This is a genomic window from Streptomyces sp. NPDC015131 (genome assembly GCF_043079975.1).
Lineage (GTDB): Bacteria > Actinomycetota > Actinomycetes > Streptomycetales > Streptomycetaceae > Streptomyces.
The window spans coordinates 372766-388343 of the sequence record NZ_JBIBVB010000002.1; the positions used below are offsets into that span (position 1 = coordinate 372766).

13 protein-coding genes are annotated in these 15578 nt (G+C 70.5%); 5 read left to right on the forward strand and 8 right to left on the reverse strand.

What is annotated here, in order from left to right; translation table 11 throughout:
- Positions 1 to 46: 46 nt before the first annotated feature.
- Positions 47 to 667, reverse strand: a complete 621-nt coding sequence (locus ACF08D_RS07065; RefSeq protein ID WP_064071066.1) for a heme-copper oxidase subunit III — start codon at positions 665 to 667, stop codon at positions 47 to 49.
- A gap of 198 nt (positions 668 to 865) precedes the next feature.
- Here ACF08D_RS07065 and ACF08D_RS07070 point away from each other — a divergent pair, with 198 nt between their 5' ends.
- Positions 866 to 1267 carry a hypothetical protein gene (locus ACF08D_RS07070; RefSeq protein ID WP_392221532.1) on the forward strand — a complete coding sequence of 134 codons (402 nt, stop codon included), beginning with the start codon at positions 866 to 868 and terminating at the stop codon, positions 1265 to 1267.
- A gap of 71 nt (positions 1268 to 1338) precedes the next feature.
- On the opposite strand, the gene ACF08D_RS07075 is transcribed toward ACF08D_RS07070, so the two are convergent.
- From ACF08D_RS07075 to coxB, 4 genes are all read right to left on the reverse strand, one after another.
- Positions 1339 to 2580 (reverse strand): Ig-like domain-containing protein, encoded by a 1242-nt coding sequence (locus ACF08D_RS07075; protein ID WP_392221533.1) that lies wholly within the window; start codon positions 2578 to 2580, stop codon positions 1339 to 1341.
- A gap of 113 nt (positions 2581 to 2693) precedes the next feature.
- On the reverse strand, positions 2694 to 3092 hold the full coding sequence (locus ACF08D_RS07080; protein ID WP_392221534.1) for a cytochrome c oxidase subunit 4: 399 nt from the start codon (positions 3090 to 3092) through the stop codon (positions 2694 to 2696).
- Entirely contained in the window at positions 3089 to 4837 is a 1749-nt protein-coding gene (gene ctaD / locus ACF08D_RS07085; protein ID WP_392221535.1) for a cytochrome c oxidase subunit I, read from the reverse strand. The genes ACF08D_RS07080 and ctaD overlap by 4 nt, the downstream gene beginning before the upstream one ends.
- Complete coding sequence (coxB, locus tag ACF08D_RS07090; protein ID WP_392221536.1) at positions 4834 to 5802, reverse strand: cytochrome c oxidase subunit II; 969 nt, start codon at positions 5800 to 5802, stop codon at positions 4834 to 4836. Before coxB ends, ctaD begins: the two co-directional genes overlap by 4 nt.
- Positions 5803 to 6157: 355 nt before the next feature.
- Here coxB and ACF08D_RS07095 point away from each other — a divergent pair, with 355 nt between their 5' ends.
- Positions 6158 to 7540: a cysteine desulfurase/sulfurtransferase TusA family protein gene (locus tag ACF08D_RS07095; RefSeq protein WP_392221537.1), complete on the forward strand. Its 1383-nt coding sequence runs from the start codon at positions 6158 to 6160 to the stop codon at positions 7538 to 7540.
- Here the strand turns inward: ACF08D_RS07095 and ACF08D_RS07100 are convergent, their stop codons facing one another.
- A complete protein-coding gene (locus ACF08D_RS07100; RefSeq protein ID WP_392221538.1) occupies positions 7541 to 8515 on the reverse strand; it encodes a carbohydrate kinase family protein in 975 nt (324 codons plus the stop codon).
- Positions 8516 to 8642: 127 nt separating this feature from the next.
- Between ACF08D_RS07100 and ACF08D_RS07105 the strand changes: the two genes are divergently transcribed.
- Together ACF08D_RS07105 and ACF08D_RS07110 are read left to right on the forward strand one after the other, a co-directional pair.
- Positions 8643 to 8849 (forward strand): hypothetical protein, encoded by a 207-nt coding sequence (locus ACF08D_RS07105; RefSeq protein ID WP_392221539.1) that lies wholly within the window; start codon positions 8643 to 8645, stop codon positions 8847 to 8849.
- 79 nt (positions 8850 to 8928) lie between these two features.
- Positions 8929 to 10437 carry a hypothetical protein gene (locus tag ACF08D_RS07110; RefSeq protein WP_392221540.1) on the forward strand — a complete coding sequence of 503 codons (1509 nt, stop codon included), beginning with the start codon at positions 8929 to 8931 and terminating at the stop codon, positions 10435 to 10437.
- Between the two features lie 93 nt (positions 10438 to 10530).
- On the opposite strand, the gene erpA is transcribed toward ACF08D_RS07110, so the two are convergent.
- Entirely contained in the window at positions 10531 to 10887 is a 357-nt protein-coding gene (gene erpA / locus ACF08D_RS07115; RefSeq protein ID WP_064071056.1) for an iron-sulfur cluster insertion protein ErpA, read from the reverse strand.
- 268 nt (positions 10888 to 11155) lie between these two features.
- Between erpA and nadA the strand changes: the two genes are divergently transcribed.
- A complete protein-coding gene (gene nadA / locus ACF08D_RS07120) occupies positions 11156 to 12343 on the forward strand; it encodes a quinolinate synthase NadA (protein WP_392221541.1) in 1188 nt (395 codons plus the stop codon).
- A 97-nt stretch (positions 12344 to 12440) separates the two neighbouring features.
- On the opposite strand, the gene ACF08D_RS07125 is transcribed toward nadA, so the two are convergent.
- Positions 12441 to 15563: an efflux RND transporter permease subunit gene (locus tag ACF08D_RS07125; RefSeq protein ID WP_392221542.1), complete on the reverse strand. Its 3123-nt coding sequence runs from the start codon at positions 15561 to 15563 to the stop codon at positions 12441 to 12443.
- Between the last annotated feature and the right edge of the window lie 15 nt (positions 15564 to 15578).

Sequence of the window (15578 nt, forward strand, 5' to 3'; positions counted from 1 at the left end):
GGTGCTTGCTGGATGTGTCGGTCGTACCGGAGGAGGTACGGCCCGACTACTTGATCATGTAGATCGTGGCGAAGAGGCCGATCCAGACGACATCGACGAAGTGCCAGTAGTAGGACACGACGATGGCGGCGGTTGCCTGCTCGTGAGTGAATCTCTTGGCCGCGTACGTACGGCCGAGGACCAGCAGGAAGGCGATGAGACCGCCCGTCACGTGCAGGCCGTGGAAGCCGGTCGTCAGGTAGAACACGGAGCCGTACGGGTCGGACGAGAGCGAGAGGCCCTCGTGCTTCACCAGCTCGGTGTACTCGAAGACCTGGCCTCCGATGAAGATCGCACCCATCACGAATGTGATCACGAACCACGTGCGGAGCTTCTTCACGTCGCCCCGCTCGGCGGCGAACACGCCGAGCTGGCAGGTGAGCGAGGAGAGCACCAGGATCGTGGTGTTGGTAGCCGAGAACGGGAAGTTCAGCGTGTCGGCTTTCTCTGCCCAGAACTCGGCACCCGTCACCGATCGCAGGGTGAAGTACATCGCGAAGAGGGCCGCGAAGAACATCAGCTCGGAACTCAGCCAGATGATGGTTCCGACGCTGGTGAGGTTCGGCCGGTTGACCGACGGGTGCGCGTGCCCGGTTTCTACTGTCGTTGCTGTCGCCACGACCGACATTATGTCGGTCGCTTATCCCGCCCTCACTCCGGGGGGTGCCGTTCGGTGTGTTGGTGCGCTCTGTCCAGCCCGAACGGCCCATCGGGACGGCCCTCGAAGGGGTGTCCGAACCGGTGTGGAGGGGCGGTGGGGAGGAGTAGCATCCGCCCCATCGGTACCAGCCTTCCTGCCCACGCCGCCGACGTACTCGGAGGAACCATGCAGTCGAGCGCCACCGTCCTGGTCTACAGCGACGACGCGAACACCCGCGCGCAGGTGCGGCTGGCGGCCGGCCGCAGGCCCGCGGCGGACGTTCCGCCGGTCGAGTACGTCGAGTGCGCGACGCTGCCGGCCGTGCTGGACCGGCTCGACGCGGGCGGTGTGGACGTCTGCGTCCTGGACGGCGAGGCGGTCCCGGCGGGCGGCATGGGGGTGTGCCGCCAGATCAAGGACGAGGTCTTCCGCTGCCCGCCCGTCCTGGTGCTCATCGGCCGCCCCCAGGACGCCTGGCTGGCCACCTGGAGCCGCGCGGACGCCGCGGTCACCCTCCCGGTGGACCCGGTGGAGCTGGCGGACTCCCTGGCGGCCCTGCTGCGCAGCCGGCTGGCCGTGGAGGCGTAGCCGGCGCCCACGACGCACCGGGGCCCGGGCGCCACCGTGGTGGTGCCCGGGCCTCTGTGCGGCTGCCGTGGTCAGACGGACGGTGACAGGCGGACCTGCTCGGTGCGGGGGGCGTCGGCCAGGGCGGCGCTGCCGGTCCGCCACTTGTCCCAGGGCAGGTTCCAGTCGCCGAAGCCGTTGCCGAAGTGGTCCATCTCCTGGCCCTCGCTGTTGACGACGTGGACCAGGTCGCCCGGGCGGATGTTCTCGAAGAACCAGGCCGCGTTGGCGGTGGACATCCCGGTGCAGCCGTGGCTGACGTTGGCCGCGCCGTGGGAGCCGGCGGACCAGGGCGCGGCGTGCACGTACTCGCCGCTCCAGGTCACCCGGGTGGCGTAGTAGACCGGCAGGTCGTACGACTCACTGCTGCCGGCCGCGATACCGACCGTGGTGCTGCGCATCCGGACGAAGTACTCCTTGCCCAGCACGACTTTGATGCCGTTACGGGTGGAGAAGCCCGGTTTGCCGGTGGTCACCGGAATGGTGTTGATCACCTTTCCGTTGCGCTTGACCGTCATCTGGTGGCTGCCCGCGTCGGTGATGGCCTCGACCCGGTCGCCGATGGTGAGGTTCAGCGCCTTGGCGGACCCTCCGTAGAGGTTGTTCGTCACCTTCACGCCCGCGAGGTTCGCCGTGGCGGTGACGGACGCGCCGACGGGCCAGTACTCCTTCGGGCGGTAGTGCAGCTTCTTGTCGTCCACCCAGCGCCAGCCGCCGGTGACGGCGGGCGTGGAGCGCACCTTGAGGGAGCGCTCGACGGCGGCCCGGCCCTCCTTGGTGGTGACCGGGGCGCTGAGTTCGGCCGTGAGGGGCTGCCCGACGCCGTACTTGCCCGCCTCCGGGCCGAACTTCACGTTCAGGACCCGTTTGGCGGGGGCGGTCTCGAACGTCAGCGTACGGGCGCCGGGGGCGCCCTTGTCGTCCTCCGTGGCCACCCGGACGGTGTACTGGGTGCCGGCCACCAGCGGGGCCGTGGAGCGCCAGCGGCTGCCGTCGGCGGCCAGCTCACCCGCGAGGTAGTGCCCGGCCGTGTCGACGGCGGTGACGTCCGTGATCCGGGCGTCCTTGCCCTTGGCGGTGACTTCGAGGGGCTTGTCGAGAGGCGCCTTGGCGGTGCCGGACGGGGCGTTGAAGGCGACCTGGCGAGCCGCGTCGTACGGCTTCGCACTGAGCGGATGGCCGTCCGGACCACCGCACGCGGTCGCGCTCGCGCCGGTGACGGCGACCAGCAGGGTGCAGCTTATGGCGGTGCGCATGCGGGGCGTGTTGCTCATAAGCACACCGTAGGAACGCGTGTCAGCAGCGGCACGCGGAAAGACTCCAAACGAGTGGCCCGGCAACCTCCGTACGGAGGTCACCGGGCCATGTCGTGAAGCGGCCTCGCGGACTACTGGTTCTGGTTCTCGCCCCGGTAGTACTCGAAGACCCATCCCCAGACGCCGATGAGGATCAGCGGCGCGGAGAAGTAGAGCAGCCACCAGCCCAGCGCGATGGCCAGGAAGGCGAAGGCTCCACCGATCGCCAGGGAGAGCGGCTGCCAGCTGTGCGGCGAGAAGAAGCCGACCTCACCGGCCTCGTCCGCGACGTCGGCCTCCTTGTCGTCCTGCGCCATGGCGTCCACGCGCCGGGCCGTGAAGGCCAGGTAGTAGCCGATCATGATCGCCAGGCCGAAGGCCAGGAAGAGCGCCGTCGTACCGGCCGGCTCCTTCGACCACACGCCATAGAGGATCGCCATGGCGAGGATGAAGATGCTCAGCCAGATGAACATCTTGCCCTGGATCTTCACTTGCCGACCTCCTTGCCACCGAACAGCGCGGTGTCCTTCTGCGCGTGGTTCTCGAGCTGTCCGACAGCGGCGATCTCAGGGTGGTGCAGGTCGAAGGCCGGGGATTCCGAGCGGATGCGCGGCAGCGTGAGGAAGTTGTGCCGCGGCGGCGGGCAGGAGGTCGCCCACTCCAGCGAGCGGCCGTAGCCCCACGGGTCGTCGACCTCGATCTTCTTGCCGTACTTGGCGGTCTTCCAGACGTTGTACATGAACGGCAGGATCGACAGGCCCAGCAGGAACGAGGCGATCGTGGAGATCGTGTTCAGCAGGGTGAAGCCGTCCGCGGCGAGGTAGTCCGCGTACCGGCGGGGCATGCCCTCGGCACCGAGCCAGTGCTGCACCAGGAACGTGCCGTGGAAGCCGATGAACAGCGTCCAGAACGTGATCTTGCCGAGCCGCTCGTCCAGCATCTTGCCGGTGAACTTCGGCCACCAGAAGTGGAATCCGGCGAACATCGCGAACACCACGGTGCCGAAGACGACGTAGTGGAAGTGCGCGACGACGAAGTACGAGTCGGAGACGTGGAAGTCCATCGGGGGCGAGGCCAGGATGACACCGGTCAGACCACCGAAGGTGAAGGTGACCAGGAAGCCGATGGTCCAGAGCATCGGTGTCTCGAAGGACAACGACCCCTTCCACATGGTGCCGATCCAGTTGAAGAACTTCACACCGGTTGGCACCGCGATGAGGAAGGTCATGAAGGAGAAGAACGGCAACAGCACGCCGCCGGTGACGTACATGTGGTGCGCCCACACCGTCACGGACAGACCGGCGATCGCGATGGTCGCGGCCACCAGGCCGATGTAACCGAACATCGGCTTGCGGCTGAAGACCGGGATGATCTCCGACACGATGCCGAAGAACGGCAAGGCGATGATGTACACCTCTGGGTGCCCGAAGAACCAGAAGAGGTGCTGCCACAGCAACGCGCCGCCGTTGGCCGCGTCGAAGATGTGGGCGCCGAACTTGCGGTCCGCCTCCAGCGCGAAGAGCGCCGCGGCCAGCACCGGGAAGGCGAGCAGGACCAGCACACCGGTCAGCAGCACGTTCCAGGTGAAGATCGGCATGCGGAACATCGTCATGCCGGGCGCGCGCATGCAGATGATCGTGGTGATGAAGTTGACCGAACCGAGGATCGTGCCGAAGCCGGAGAAGGCCAGACCCATGATCCACATGTCGGCGCCGACACCCGGCGAACGGACCGCGTCCGACAGCGGGGAGTAGGCGAACCAGCCGAAGTCGGCCGCACCCTGCGGGGTGAGGAAGCCGGCCACCGCGATGATCGAGCCGAAGAGGTACAGCCAGTACGCGAACATGTTCAGCCGCGGGAACGCCACATCGGGCGCGCCGATCTGCAGCGGCATGATCCAGTTGGCGAATCCGGCGAACAGCGGCGTCGCGAACATCAGCAGCATGATCGTGCCGTGCATCGTGAACGCCTGGTTGAACTGCTCGTTCGACATGATCTGCGTACCCGGACGGGCCAGCTCGGCGCGCATGAAGAGCGCCAGCAGACCGCCGATGCAGAAGAAGGCGAACGAGGTGACCAGGTACAGCGTGCCGATGGTCTTGTGGTCGGTGGTGGTCAGCCACTTCACGACCACACCGCCGGGGGTACGGCGCCGGACGGGCAGCTCGTTCTCGTACGGCTCACGCGAGCCGTCGGCTGCCGCGGCGGCACCCTGAGGTTCGTTGAGGATGCTCACAGTTGGTTGCTCTCCGCATTCCTGGCCGGGTCCGTCTGCTGAATGCCCGACGGGATGAAGCCGGTCTGCCCCTTCTCGGCCAGCTCCTTCAGGTGCTGCTGGTAACGCTCCGGCGAGACCACCTTGACGTTGAACAGCATGCGGGAGTGGTCGACGCCGCAGAGCTCGGCGCACTTGCCCTTGAAGGTGCCTTCCTGGGTCGCGGTCACCTCGAAGACGTTGGTGTGACCCGGGATGACGTCCTGCTTGAACAGGAAGGGGACGACCCAGAAGGAGTGGATGACGTCACGCGAGGTCAGGATGAACCGGACCTTCTCGCCCTTCGGCAGCCACAGGGTCGGGCCCGGGTTGCCGTTCTGCGGGTTCCGCGTGCCGGGGATGCCGTAGTCGTAGACGCCGTCGGCTCCCTGGGGGAAGTCCTTCTGGTACTTGTCCGGAATGGCGGCGAGGGACTTGTCGGTCTCGGCGGCCGTGTTGGGCTTGCCGTCGACGTTCTCGATGTAGTTGAAGCCCCAGCTCCACTGGTAGCCGACCACGTTGATGGTGTGGGCCGGCTTGTCGGAGAGGGCGAGGAGCTTCGACTCGTCCCGGGCGGTGAAGTAGAACAGCACCGAGACGATGATGAGCGGGGTCACCGTGTACAGCGCCTCGATGGGCATGTTGTACCGGGTCTGCGGGGGAACCTCGACCTTGGTGCGGCTACGCCGGTGGAAGATGATGCTCCACAGGATCAGGCCCCAGACCAGCACGCCCGTGGCGAGCGCAGCCGCCCACGAGCCCTGCCAGAGGGAGAGGATCCGCGGGGCCTCCTCCGTCACCGGGGTGGGCATACCAAGACGGGGGAAGTCCTCCCAGTTGTACGAGCAACCGGTGGCGGTAGCCAGGATCAGGCCCGCAGTCAGCACCTGCGGCAGCTTCCGCCGCATCGGGCGCCGCGACGAGCGGTCGGAGCCGTTGGGACTCACGTAGCGCCTTCCCGAGAGTCTCGCCCGCGCGGTCGGCTGCGGCCGTCACGCTGGTCGGTCGCCGGCCCTGACGCGGGCAGGGGTTTGGATGTTTATGCGGACCAAACCCTACTGGACGCTATTTGGGGTCGCGCGGGGAGGGTGCCCAACGCGCCGCAGCGCCCCTCTTTAGAGGGCTCGGTTCGCCTCCGGGGCGCCCGGGGCGAGTGAGCCGAAGGGGCGCGGCGGTGCCGAAAGGGAGAACGCGCGGAGGCCCCCGAGGAACGAGGGGGTCGAGCACGATCGACCGTCGGCACCGTCTCTGGCGCCCCGGAGGGGAACCGAGCCTTCCAATAAACAGCGCTAGCGTGGCCGTATGCCGTACTTCGACGCCGCTTCCGCCGTTCCCCTTCATCCTGTGGCCCGTCAGGCGCTGCTCGCCGCGGTGGACGAGGGGTGGGCCGATCCGGCGCGGCTGTACCGGGAGGGGCGGCGGGCGCGGATGCTGCTGGACGCGGCGCGGGAGGCGGCGGCGGAGGCGGTGGGGTGCCGGCCCGACGAGCTGGCATTCACTCCATCGGGGACGCACGCGGTGCACTCCGGTGTTGCCGGGGCGCTCGCCGGGCGGCGGCGGGTGGGGCGGCATCTGGTGGTGTCGGCGGTGGAGCACTCGTCGGTGCTGCACGCGGCGGGCGCGCACGAGGCGGGCGGCGGGGCGGTGTCCGAGGTGCCGGTGGACCGGGCCGGGCGGGTGGCGCCGGGGGCGTACGCCGGGGTGCTGCGGGAGGACACGGCGCTGGCCTGTCTCCAGTCGGCCAACCACGAGGTGGGCACCGAGCAGCCGGTGGCGGAGGTGGCCGGGGAGTGCCGGGAGGCGGGGGTGCCGCTGCTGGTGGACGCGGCGCAGTCGCTGGCGTGGGGGCCCGTGCCGGGTGACTGGTCGCTGCTGGCCGCGAGCGCGCACAAGTGGGGCGGGCCCGCCGGGGTGGGGCTGCTGGTGGTGCGCAAGGGGGTGCGGTTCGCGCCCCAGGGCCCGGCGGACGAGCGGGAGTCGGGGCGGGCGGCCGGGTTCGAGAACATCCCGGCGATCGTGGCGGCGGCGGCCTCGCTGCGGGCGGTGCGGGCGGAGGCGGCGGCGGAGGCCGGGCGGCTGCGGGAGCTGGTGGACCGGATCCGGGCGCGGGTGGCCTCGTCGGTGCCGGACGTGGAGGTGGTGGGCGATCCGGTGCGGCGGCTTCCGCACCTGGTGACGTTCTCGTGTCTCTATGTCGACGGGGAGGCGCTGCTGCACGACCTGGACCGGGCCGGTTTCTCGGTGTCCTCCGGCTCGTCGTGCACGAGTTCGACGCTGGTGCCCAGTCATGTGCTGAAGGCGATGGGGGTGCTGTCGGAGGGCAACGTCCGGGTGTCGCTGCCGCCGGGGACGGCGGAGGAGGACGTGGAGCGCTTCCTGGAGGTGCTGCCGGGCGCGGTGGCGGGGATCAGGGAGCGGTTCGGCGCGCCGCCGGCGGCCCCCGCGGCGTCCGGGGAGGAGGAGTCGCTGGTGGTGGACGCGCTGGGGCGGCGGTGCCCGGTCCCGGTGATCGAGCTGGCGAAGGTGTTCGGGGACGTCCCGGTCGGCGGCACCGTGACGGTGCTGTCCGACGACGAGGCCGCCCGCCTGGACATCCCGGCGTGGTGCGAGATGCGCGGGCAGGAGTACGTCGGTGAGCGTCCGGCGGACCAGGGCGCCGCGTACGTGGTCCGCCGGACGTCCTGATCAGGCCAGGTGCGCCTGGACCTCGGCGGCGGCCTCGTGGCCGTACGCCTTGGTGAAGCGGTCCATGAAGTGGGCGCGGCGCAGGGTGTACTCCTGGGTGCCGAGGGTCTCGATGACCAGGGTGGCGAGCATGCAGCCGACCTGGGCGGCGCGCTCCAGGCCGACGTCCCACGACAGGCCGGAGAGGAAGCCCGCCCGGAAGGCGTCGCCGACGCCGGTGGGGTCGACCTTGGCCTCCTCCTCGGGGCAGCCGACCTCGATGACCGGTCCGCCGGCGCTCTCGATGCGTACGCCGCGCGAGCCGAGGGTGGTGACGCGGTGGCCGACCCGGCCGAGGATCTCCTCGTCGGTCCAGCCGGTCTTGGACTCGATGAGCCCCTTCTCGTACTCGTTGGAGAAGAGGTACGTCGCGCCCTCCAGGAGGGTGCGGATCTCGTCGCCGTCCATGCGGGCGATCTGCTGGGAGAAGTCGGCGGCGAACGGGATGTTCCGGGCGCGGCACTCCTCGGTGTGGCGGAGCATCGCCTCGGGGTCGTCGGCCCCGATGGAGACCAGGTCCAGGCCGCCGACCCGGTCGGCGACGGCCTTCAGCTCGATCTGCCGGGCCTCGCTCATGGCGCCGGTGTAGAAGGAGCCGATCTGGTTGTGGTCGGCGTCGGTGGTGCAGACGAACCGGGCGGTGTGCAGGACCTCGGAGATCCGGACGGAGTCGGTGTCCACGCCGTGGCGGTCGAGCCAGGCGCGGTACTCGTCGAAGTCGGAGCCCGCCGCGCCGACCAGGATGGGGCGGGTGCCGAGCTGGCCCATGCCGAAGCAGATGTTGGCCGCCACCCCTCCCCTGCGCACGTCGAGGTTGTCGACCAGGAAGGAGAGGGAGACCGTGTGGAGCTGGTCCGCGACGAGCTGGTCGGCGAACCGGCCGGGGAAGGTCATCAGGTGGTCGGTGGCGATGGAGCCGGTGACTGCGATACGCACGGCTGGGCGCTCCTGCGGGGAGGGGGAGTTGACGGTTCACGCTACCGGGTCCGGAAGGCGGCCACGGTCGGAAACTACCCGATAGTAGGTCTTTTTCGGCCGGGTCTCGCGTGCGTACGGTGCGTTCATGGTGAAGTCGAGCGTTCCGTGTGAGCCGTACGAGTCCGAGGTGAGCCTCGCCGAACTGCGCGGGGACAGTGCGCGGATGGTGCCGCACTGGGTGGTGCCGCGGGAGGCCGCGCCCGCTCCCGTGCCGCCGTCGCTGATCCACGGGGTGCGGGTGCCGCCGTCGTCCGTCCGGCTGATCGACGCCACGCCGGAGTACGGGGCGTAGCGCGCCGGGGAACCGCTCACCGCTCCGCTCCGTCCCAGGGGTGTCTCCCGGAATTCGGGGCCACGGCGTTCGAAGGAGCATGGCGGTGAGCGGTACGGAACCGGAGAGCGGTACGAGCCAGGAGCCGGAGCTTGAGCGGGACGGTGCCGGGCGGAGGCGGTCGCGGGTCGTGGTCGCGTCGGTCGCGGCGGCGGTGCTGCTCGCCGGGGGCGGCGGCGCCTGGTTCGCCGCGGCGGCGCCGGACGGCGGCGAGCGGGGCGGCGGGGCCGCCGCGGGTGGTCCGCCGCCACCGCCGCTCGCCCTGGACGGGTACACCGAGAGCGGTACGGGGCCGGGGATCGCGCCCGGTGAGCCGGACCCGCGCGGGGTGGTCTACCGCGCGGCCGGCCCGCTGCCGGAGGGGCCCGGCTCGGCGCACGTGTACCGGCCGGAGGGCTCGGTGGGGGCCGGTGAGGTGGCCCGGCTGGCGAAGGCGCTGGGCGTGGAGGGCGCGCCCCGGGTCGACGGGTCGGCGTGGAAGGTGGGCCCGGACAAGGACGGCTCGGGCGCGGCGCTGAGCGTGGAGCGGCAGGCTCCGGGGACGTGGACCTTCGGGACGGCGCCGGCCGGGGACAACTGCCTCAAGGGCAAGGAGTGCCCCTCGACGACCACGATGCCCCCGGACGGTCTGACCGGTACGCCGGTGGGCGAGGCCGCGGCGAAGGAGGCGGCGGCCCCGGTGCTGGAGGCGCTGGGCCAGGGGGACGCCGCGCTGGACGCCACGCAGGTGATGGGCGCGGTACGGGTGGTGAACGCCGACCCGGTGGTGGGCGGGCTGCCGACGTACGGCTGGTCGACGGGCGTCCAGGTGGGCGCCGACGGGTCGGTCACCGGGGGCAGCGGCCGGCTGAAGGCCCCGGTGGAGGGCCATGAGTATCCGGTGGTCGGCGCGGCGCGGGCGCTGGAGCTGCTGAACGAGGGCTCCGGCTCCGCCGCCGGGCAGGGCGGCCGGCCCGGGACCGGCGGGACGATCGGCGGGTGTGCCACGCCCGCCCCGCTGGAGGACTCGGGGACCAAGCCGGTGGCGCCCTGCAAGCCGGCGCCGGACGTCCCGCGGGAGACGGTGACCGTCTCGGGGGCGGTCTTCGGGCTGGCGGCGCACTACACGGGCGGGCGCCCCGCGCTCGTACCGTCGTGGCTGTTCGAGGTGGCGCCCACCGACGGGGCCCCGCGCTCGGTGATCACCTACCCGGCGGTGTCGCCGGAGCACCTGGCGCCCGCGCCGCCGCCGCAGAAGCCGGAGACGCCGGAGTCACCGGCTCCGGAGTCGCCGGGCACGGACAAGGCGCCGCGCCAGGTGGAGTCGTACAGCACCGACGGGAAGGTCCTGACGGCCCGCTTCTGGGGCGGGGTGTGCAGCACGTACACCCTGAAGGCGGAGGAGTCGGAGTCCCGGGTGCGGCTGTCGGTGGTGGAGAAGCCGGCGGAGCCGGGGCGGGTGTGCATCCTGATCGCCAAGGAGGTGACCGCCACGGTGGCCCTGGAGCGGCCGGTGGGTGACCGGCAGGTGGTGGACGCGGCGAGCGGCGAGAAGGTGGCGCGCCGGTAGCGGCGGCCGGTACGCGCGCGGGGCGGCGGCTCCGGGAGGGTGGTCCCGGAGCCGCCGCCCCGCGTGTGCCCGCCCCGCCCGGGGCCGGGCTCCCTAGCTGAAGGAGTCGCCGCAGGCGCAGGAGCCGGTGGCGTTGGGGTTGTCGATCGTGAAGCCCTGCTTCTCGATGGTGTCGACGAAGTCGATGGAGGCGCCGCCCAGGTACGGGGCGCTCATCCGGTCGGTGACGACCTTGACACCGTTGAAGTCCTTGACGACGTCGCCGTCGAGCGAGCGCTCGTCGAAGAAGAGCTGGTAACGCAGGCCGGAGCAGCCGCCGGGCTGAACGGCGACGCGCAGTGCGAGGTCGTCGCGGCCTTCCTGGTCGAGCAGGGCCTTGACCTTGGCCGCGGCGGCGTCCGACAGGAGGATGCCGTCGCTGACAGTGGTCTTCTCGTCCGATACGGACATCTGCTTCTCTCCCGGGTTGTACGGAGACTGCTTGCCGACGGTGAGAACCGGCGGGGCCGCGGATTCATTCCGGGCACAGCGCTCGTCTTTCCCTTTCATGCTCGCACATACGGCACCGGGCGGGCACCGGCCGGTGGAGAGGGGATGTGTCACATCGACACTATGGCCATCGTCAAAGTGACGTGAAGCGGTTATGATAGATAGCGTCATTTAGACGAGAAGGTCTTCTCTCCCGTACTGCTCCGCAGTTCTCCGCAGAAAAGAAAGGGTGCGTGACGTGACCACCGCCCAGCCCCTGGACGTCCAGCCGTCGCCCCTCGCCCTGCTGCTGCTCGGCCGCGAGGCCGACCCGAAGAGCGAGCGGGGGGTCGAGTGCCCGGGCGACCTGCCCTCGCCCTCCGACCCCGGCCTGGTCGAGCGGGCCCGCGCCGCCAAGGAGAAGCTCGGGAGCAAGGTCTTCGTCCTGGGCCACCACTACCAGCGCGACGAGGTCATCCAGTTCGCGGACGTCACCGGCGACTCCTTCAAGCTCGCCCGGGACGCGGCGGCCCGGCCGGAGGCCGAGTACATCGTCTTCTGCGGTGTGCACTTCATGGCCGAGTCGGCCGACATCCTCACCACCGACGACCAGAAGGTCGTCCTGCCGGACCTGGCGGCCGGCTGCTCGATGGCCGACATGGCCACTGCCGAGCAGGTCGCGGAGTGCTGGGACGTGCTCACGGAGGCGGGCGTCGCCGAGGTGACGGTCCCCGTCTCGTACATGAACTCCTCCGCCGACATCAAGGCGTTCACCGGCAAGCACGGCGGCACCATCTGCACCTCGTCGAACGCCCGGCGGGCGCTGGACTGGGCCTTCGAGCAGGGCGAGAAGGTCCTGTTCCTGCCGGACCAGCACCTCGGGCGCAACACGGCCGTGCGGGACATGGGCATGTCCCTGGAGGACTGCGTCGTCTACAACCCGCACAAGCCGAACGGCGGGCTCACGGCGGAGCAGCTGCGCGCCGCGAAGATGATCCTGTGGCGCGGGCACTGCTCGGTGCACGGGCGCTTCTCGCTGGACTCCGTCGAGGACGTCCGCGCGCGCATCCCCGGCGTCAATGTGCTCGTGCACCCCGAGTGCCGGCACGAGGTGGTGGCGGCGGCCGACTACGTCGGCTCGACCGAGTACATCATCAAGACGCTGGAGGCGGCCCCGGCCGGCTCGAAGTGGGCGATCGGTACGGAGCTGAACCTGGTCCGCCGTCTGGCGAACCGTTTCGCCAGTGAGGGCAAGGAGATCGTCTTCCTCGACAAGACGGTCTGCTTCTGCTCCACCATGAACCGCATCGACCTGCCGCACCTGGTGTGGGCGCTGGAGTCGCTGGCCGAGGGCAACCTGGTCAACCAGATCCAGGTCGACCGCGAGACGGAGAGCTTCGCCAAGCTGGCCCTGGAGCGGATGCTGGCGCTGCCGTAGCCGCACTGGCCCGCAGCCGCCGGGCCGTCCGGCGTACCGGAAGGGGCGCCCCGCGTCGTCGCGGGGCGCCCCTTCCTGTCGTACGGGCCGGTACGGATCAGGCGTTGGCCGGGGCCGGGGTGTCCTCCCGCTCCGCGGCCGGGGGCACCGCCTTGGCCTCCCGCCTGGCCCGGCGCTTGTCGCGGCGGCGCTCCTTGCGGAGCTCCACCATCGCGTAGAGCGTCGGGACCAGCAGCAGGGTGAGCAGCGTGGACGTCACCAGGCCGCCGATGACCACGACCGCGAGCGGCTGGGCGATGAACCCGCCCTCGCCGGTGACGCCGAGCGCCATCGGGAGCAGGGCGAAGATCGTGGCCAGGGCCGTCATCAGGATCGGGCGGAGGCGGTGCCGGCCGCCCTCGACGACGGACTCGACCACCCCGAGCCCCTGCGCCCGGTACTGGTTGATCAGGTCGATCAGCACGATGGCGTTGGTGACCACGATGCCGATGAGCATCAGCATGCCGATCATCGCCGGGACGCCCATCGCGGTGCCGGTGACCACCAGCAGACCGATGGCGCCGGTCGCCGCGAACGGGATGGAGACCAGCAGGATCAGCGGCTGGACCAGCGACTTGAAGGTCGCCACCAGCAGCATGAACACGATCGCGATGGCCGCCAGCATCGCCAGGCCCAGGTTGGCGAACGCCTCCTCCTGGTCCTCGGAGACCCCGCCGATGGAGGCGGTGGCCCCCTCGGGCAGGTCCAGCGCGTTGATCTTCGACTGGAGGTCGGCGCTGACCGCCCCGGTGTTGTCGCCGGTCGGCTTGGCCGTGATCGTCGCGGCGCGCGAGCCGTCGATCCGGGTCATCGAGACCGGGCCGGGGACCAGCTTCACCTCGGCGATGTCGCCGAGCTTCACCGGGCCGAGCGGCAGCTGCTTCAGCTGGGCCATCGTCCTCGCCGGGGCGGCGGAGGTGACGACCACGTCCCGCTCGGTGTCGTCCAGCACCGCCGTGCCGGCCGGGGTGCCGCGTACCGCCTGGGCGACCGCCATGCCGAGGGCCGCGTCGTTGAAGCCCGCCGCGGCGGCCTTCGGCCCGGCCGTGACGGAGATCCGCGGGACGGACTGCGACAGGTCGCTCTGGACGTCGGTGACGTCCTTGAGCCCGGCCACCTCCGCGCGCACCTGCTCGGACGCCTTCTTCAGGGTGGCCGCGTCGGCGGCCTTCACCACGACGCTCAGGTCCTGGTTCCCGAAGCCGTCACCGGCCGCGATGGTCGTGTCGCCGATGCCGTCGAGCCTGCCCAGCTCGGCGTCGATGTGGTCGCGGGCCTTCTCGTAGGAGGCCGCGTCCTTCAGCGTCACCTGGTACGACGCCTGGTTGGCGCCCGTACCGCCGCCGAAGGCCGCCATGAAGCCGGAGGAACCGACGGTGACCTGGTAGTCCTTCACCTCGTCCGCACCGGCGAGGACCTTCTCGACCTTCTTCGCCGCGGCGTCCGCGGCCTCCAGGCCGGTGCCGGCCGGCAGCTCCTGCTTGATCGACAGGACCTCCTGCTCGCCCTGGTCGAAGAAGTTGGTCTTCAGCAGCGGCGCCATGCCGAACGTGCCCACCAGGACCACCAGCGCGAGGGCCACGCTGGTGAGGCGGCGGCGGGTCGCGAAGCGCAGCACCGGCACGTACAGGCGCTGCAGGATGCTGCGGCTCTCCTTCTCCTCGGCCGCCCGGCGCGCCTCGTCGGGGTCGGCCGACGTGCCCTTGGGGGCCCGCAGGAACCAGTACGAGAGGACCGGGACCACGGTCAGCGAGACCAGCAGCGACGCCAGCAGGGCCGCGGTGACGGTGAGGGAGAACGAGCCGAACAGCTCGCCCACCATGCCGCCCACCAGGCCGATCGGCAGGAAGACCGCGACGGTGGTCAGGGTGGAGGAGGTGACCGCGCCGGCCACCTCGCGCACCGCCGTGAGGATGGCCTCCCGGCGCTCCTCGCCGTACCCGAGGTGCCGCTTGATGTTCTCCAGCACCACGATCGAGTCGTCGACGACCCGGCCGATGGCGATGGTGAGCGCGCCCAGCGTCAGCATGTTCAGCGACAGGTCGCGCGTCCACAGCACGATCAGGGCGAGGACCACGGAGAGGGGGATGGAGACCGCGGTGACCAGGGTGGAGCGCAGCGAGGCCAGGAAGACCAGGATGACGACGACGGCGAACAGCAGGCCGAGCGCGCCCTCGGTGGTCAGGCCGGAGATCGACTTGGAGACCGCCGGGCCCTGGTCGGAGACGACCGTCAGCTCGGCGCCCTCGCCCAGGTCCTCGCGGAGCCCGGGCAGCTTGTCCTTGACGGCCTCGGAGATGGCGACGGCGCTGCCGTCCTTGTCCATGGTGGCCATCACGGCGAGGCTGGGCCTGCCGTTGGTACGGGTGAGGGAGACCCGCCGGGACTCCTCCTCGGTGACGGTGGCGATGTCGCCGACCCGCACCGGGGCGCCCTTCTCGGGCTTGATCGTCAGGTCCTGGATCTGCTTCAGCGAGGTGAAGCCGCCGCCGACCTGGACGGTGCGGCTCTGGCCCGCCTCGGTGAACGAGCCGGCCGGGACGGTCGCGCCGCCCGCCTTGAGCGCCTCGGACAGGGTCATCGGGTTGAGGCCCGCCGCGGCGAGCTTCTTGTCGTCGGGCGTGACCGAGACCTGGAGGTCCTGGACGCCGTCGATCGACACCTGGCCCACGCCGTCGATGTCCTCCAGGGCGGGGACGACGGTCCGCTCCAGCCGGTCGGCCAGCGCCTGCTGGTCCTCGCCGGAGGTCGCGGCCAGGACGACGGTGGGGATGTCGTCGGTCGAGCCGGCCACCACCTGCGGGTCCACCTCTTGCGGCAGCTGCGCGCGGGCGCGGTTGACGGCCTGCTGGACGTCGGCGACGAGCTGCTTGGTGCCCTCGTCGCCGTAGTCGAAGGAGGCCATGATCAGGGCGTTGCCCTCACTGGCCGTGGAGGTGACGCCCTTGATGCCGTCGACCGCCTTGATGCTGTCCTCGAGCGGTTCGACGACCTGCTTCTCGACCACATCGGGAGAGGCGCCCTGGTAGGGGGCGAGGACCGACACCATCGGCAGTTCGATGGAGGGCAGCAGCTGTTGCTTCAGCTGCGGGATGGCGATCGCTCCGAAAACGATCGCCACGATCGACATCAGCCCTATCAGGGCCCGTTGCGCGAGGCTGAATCTGGACAGCCAGGACATGGGGTCTCTCTTCTG

Excerpts from the sequence above, each read along its gene's own strand:
- ACF08D_RS07065 (WP_064071066.1), bottom strand. The coding sequence starts at position 667 with ATGTCGGTCGTGGCGACAGCAACGACAGTAGAAACCGGGCACGCGCAC.
- ACF08D_RS07070 (WP_392221532.1), top strand. The coding sequence starts at position 866 with ATGCAGTCGAGCGCCACCGTCCTGGTCTACAGCGACGACGCGAACACC.
- ACF08D_RS07075 (WP_392221533.1), bottom strand. The coding sequence starts at position 2,580 with ATGAGCAACACGCCCCGCATGCGCACCGCCATAAGCTGCACCCTGCTG.
- ACF08D_RS07095 (WP_392221537.1), top strand. The coding sequence starts at position 6,158 with ATGCCGTACTTCGACGCCGCTTCCGCCGTTCCCCTTCATCCTGTGGCC.
- ACF08D_RS07105 (WP_392221539.1), top strand. The coding sequence starts at position 8,643 with ATGGTGAAGTCGAGCGTTCCGTGTGAGCCGTACGAGTCCGAGGTGAGC.
- ACF08D_RS07110 (WP_392221540.1), top strand. The coding sequence starts at position 8,929 with ATGGCGGTGAGCGGTACGGAACCGGAGAGCGGTACGAGCCAGGAGCCG.
- erpA (WP_064071056.1), bottom strand. The coding sequence starts at position 10,887 with ATGTCCGTATCGGACGAGAAGACCACTGTCAGCGACGGCATCCTCCTG.
- ACF08D_RS07125 (WP_392221542.1), bottom strand. The coding sequence starts at position 15,563 with ATGTCCTGGCTGTCCAGATTCAGCCTCGCGCAACGGGCCCTGATAGGG.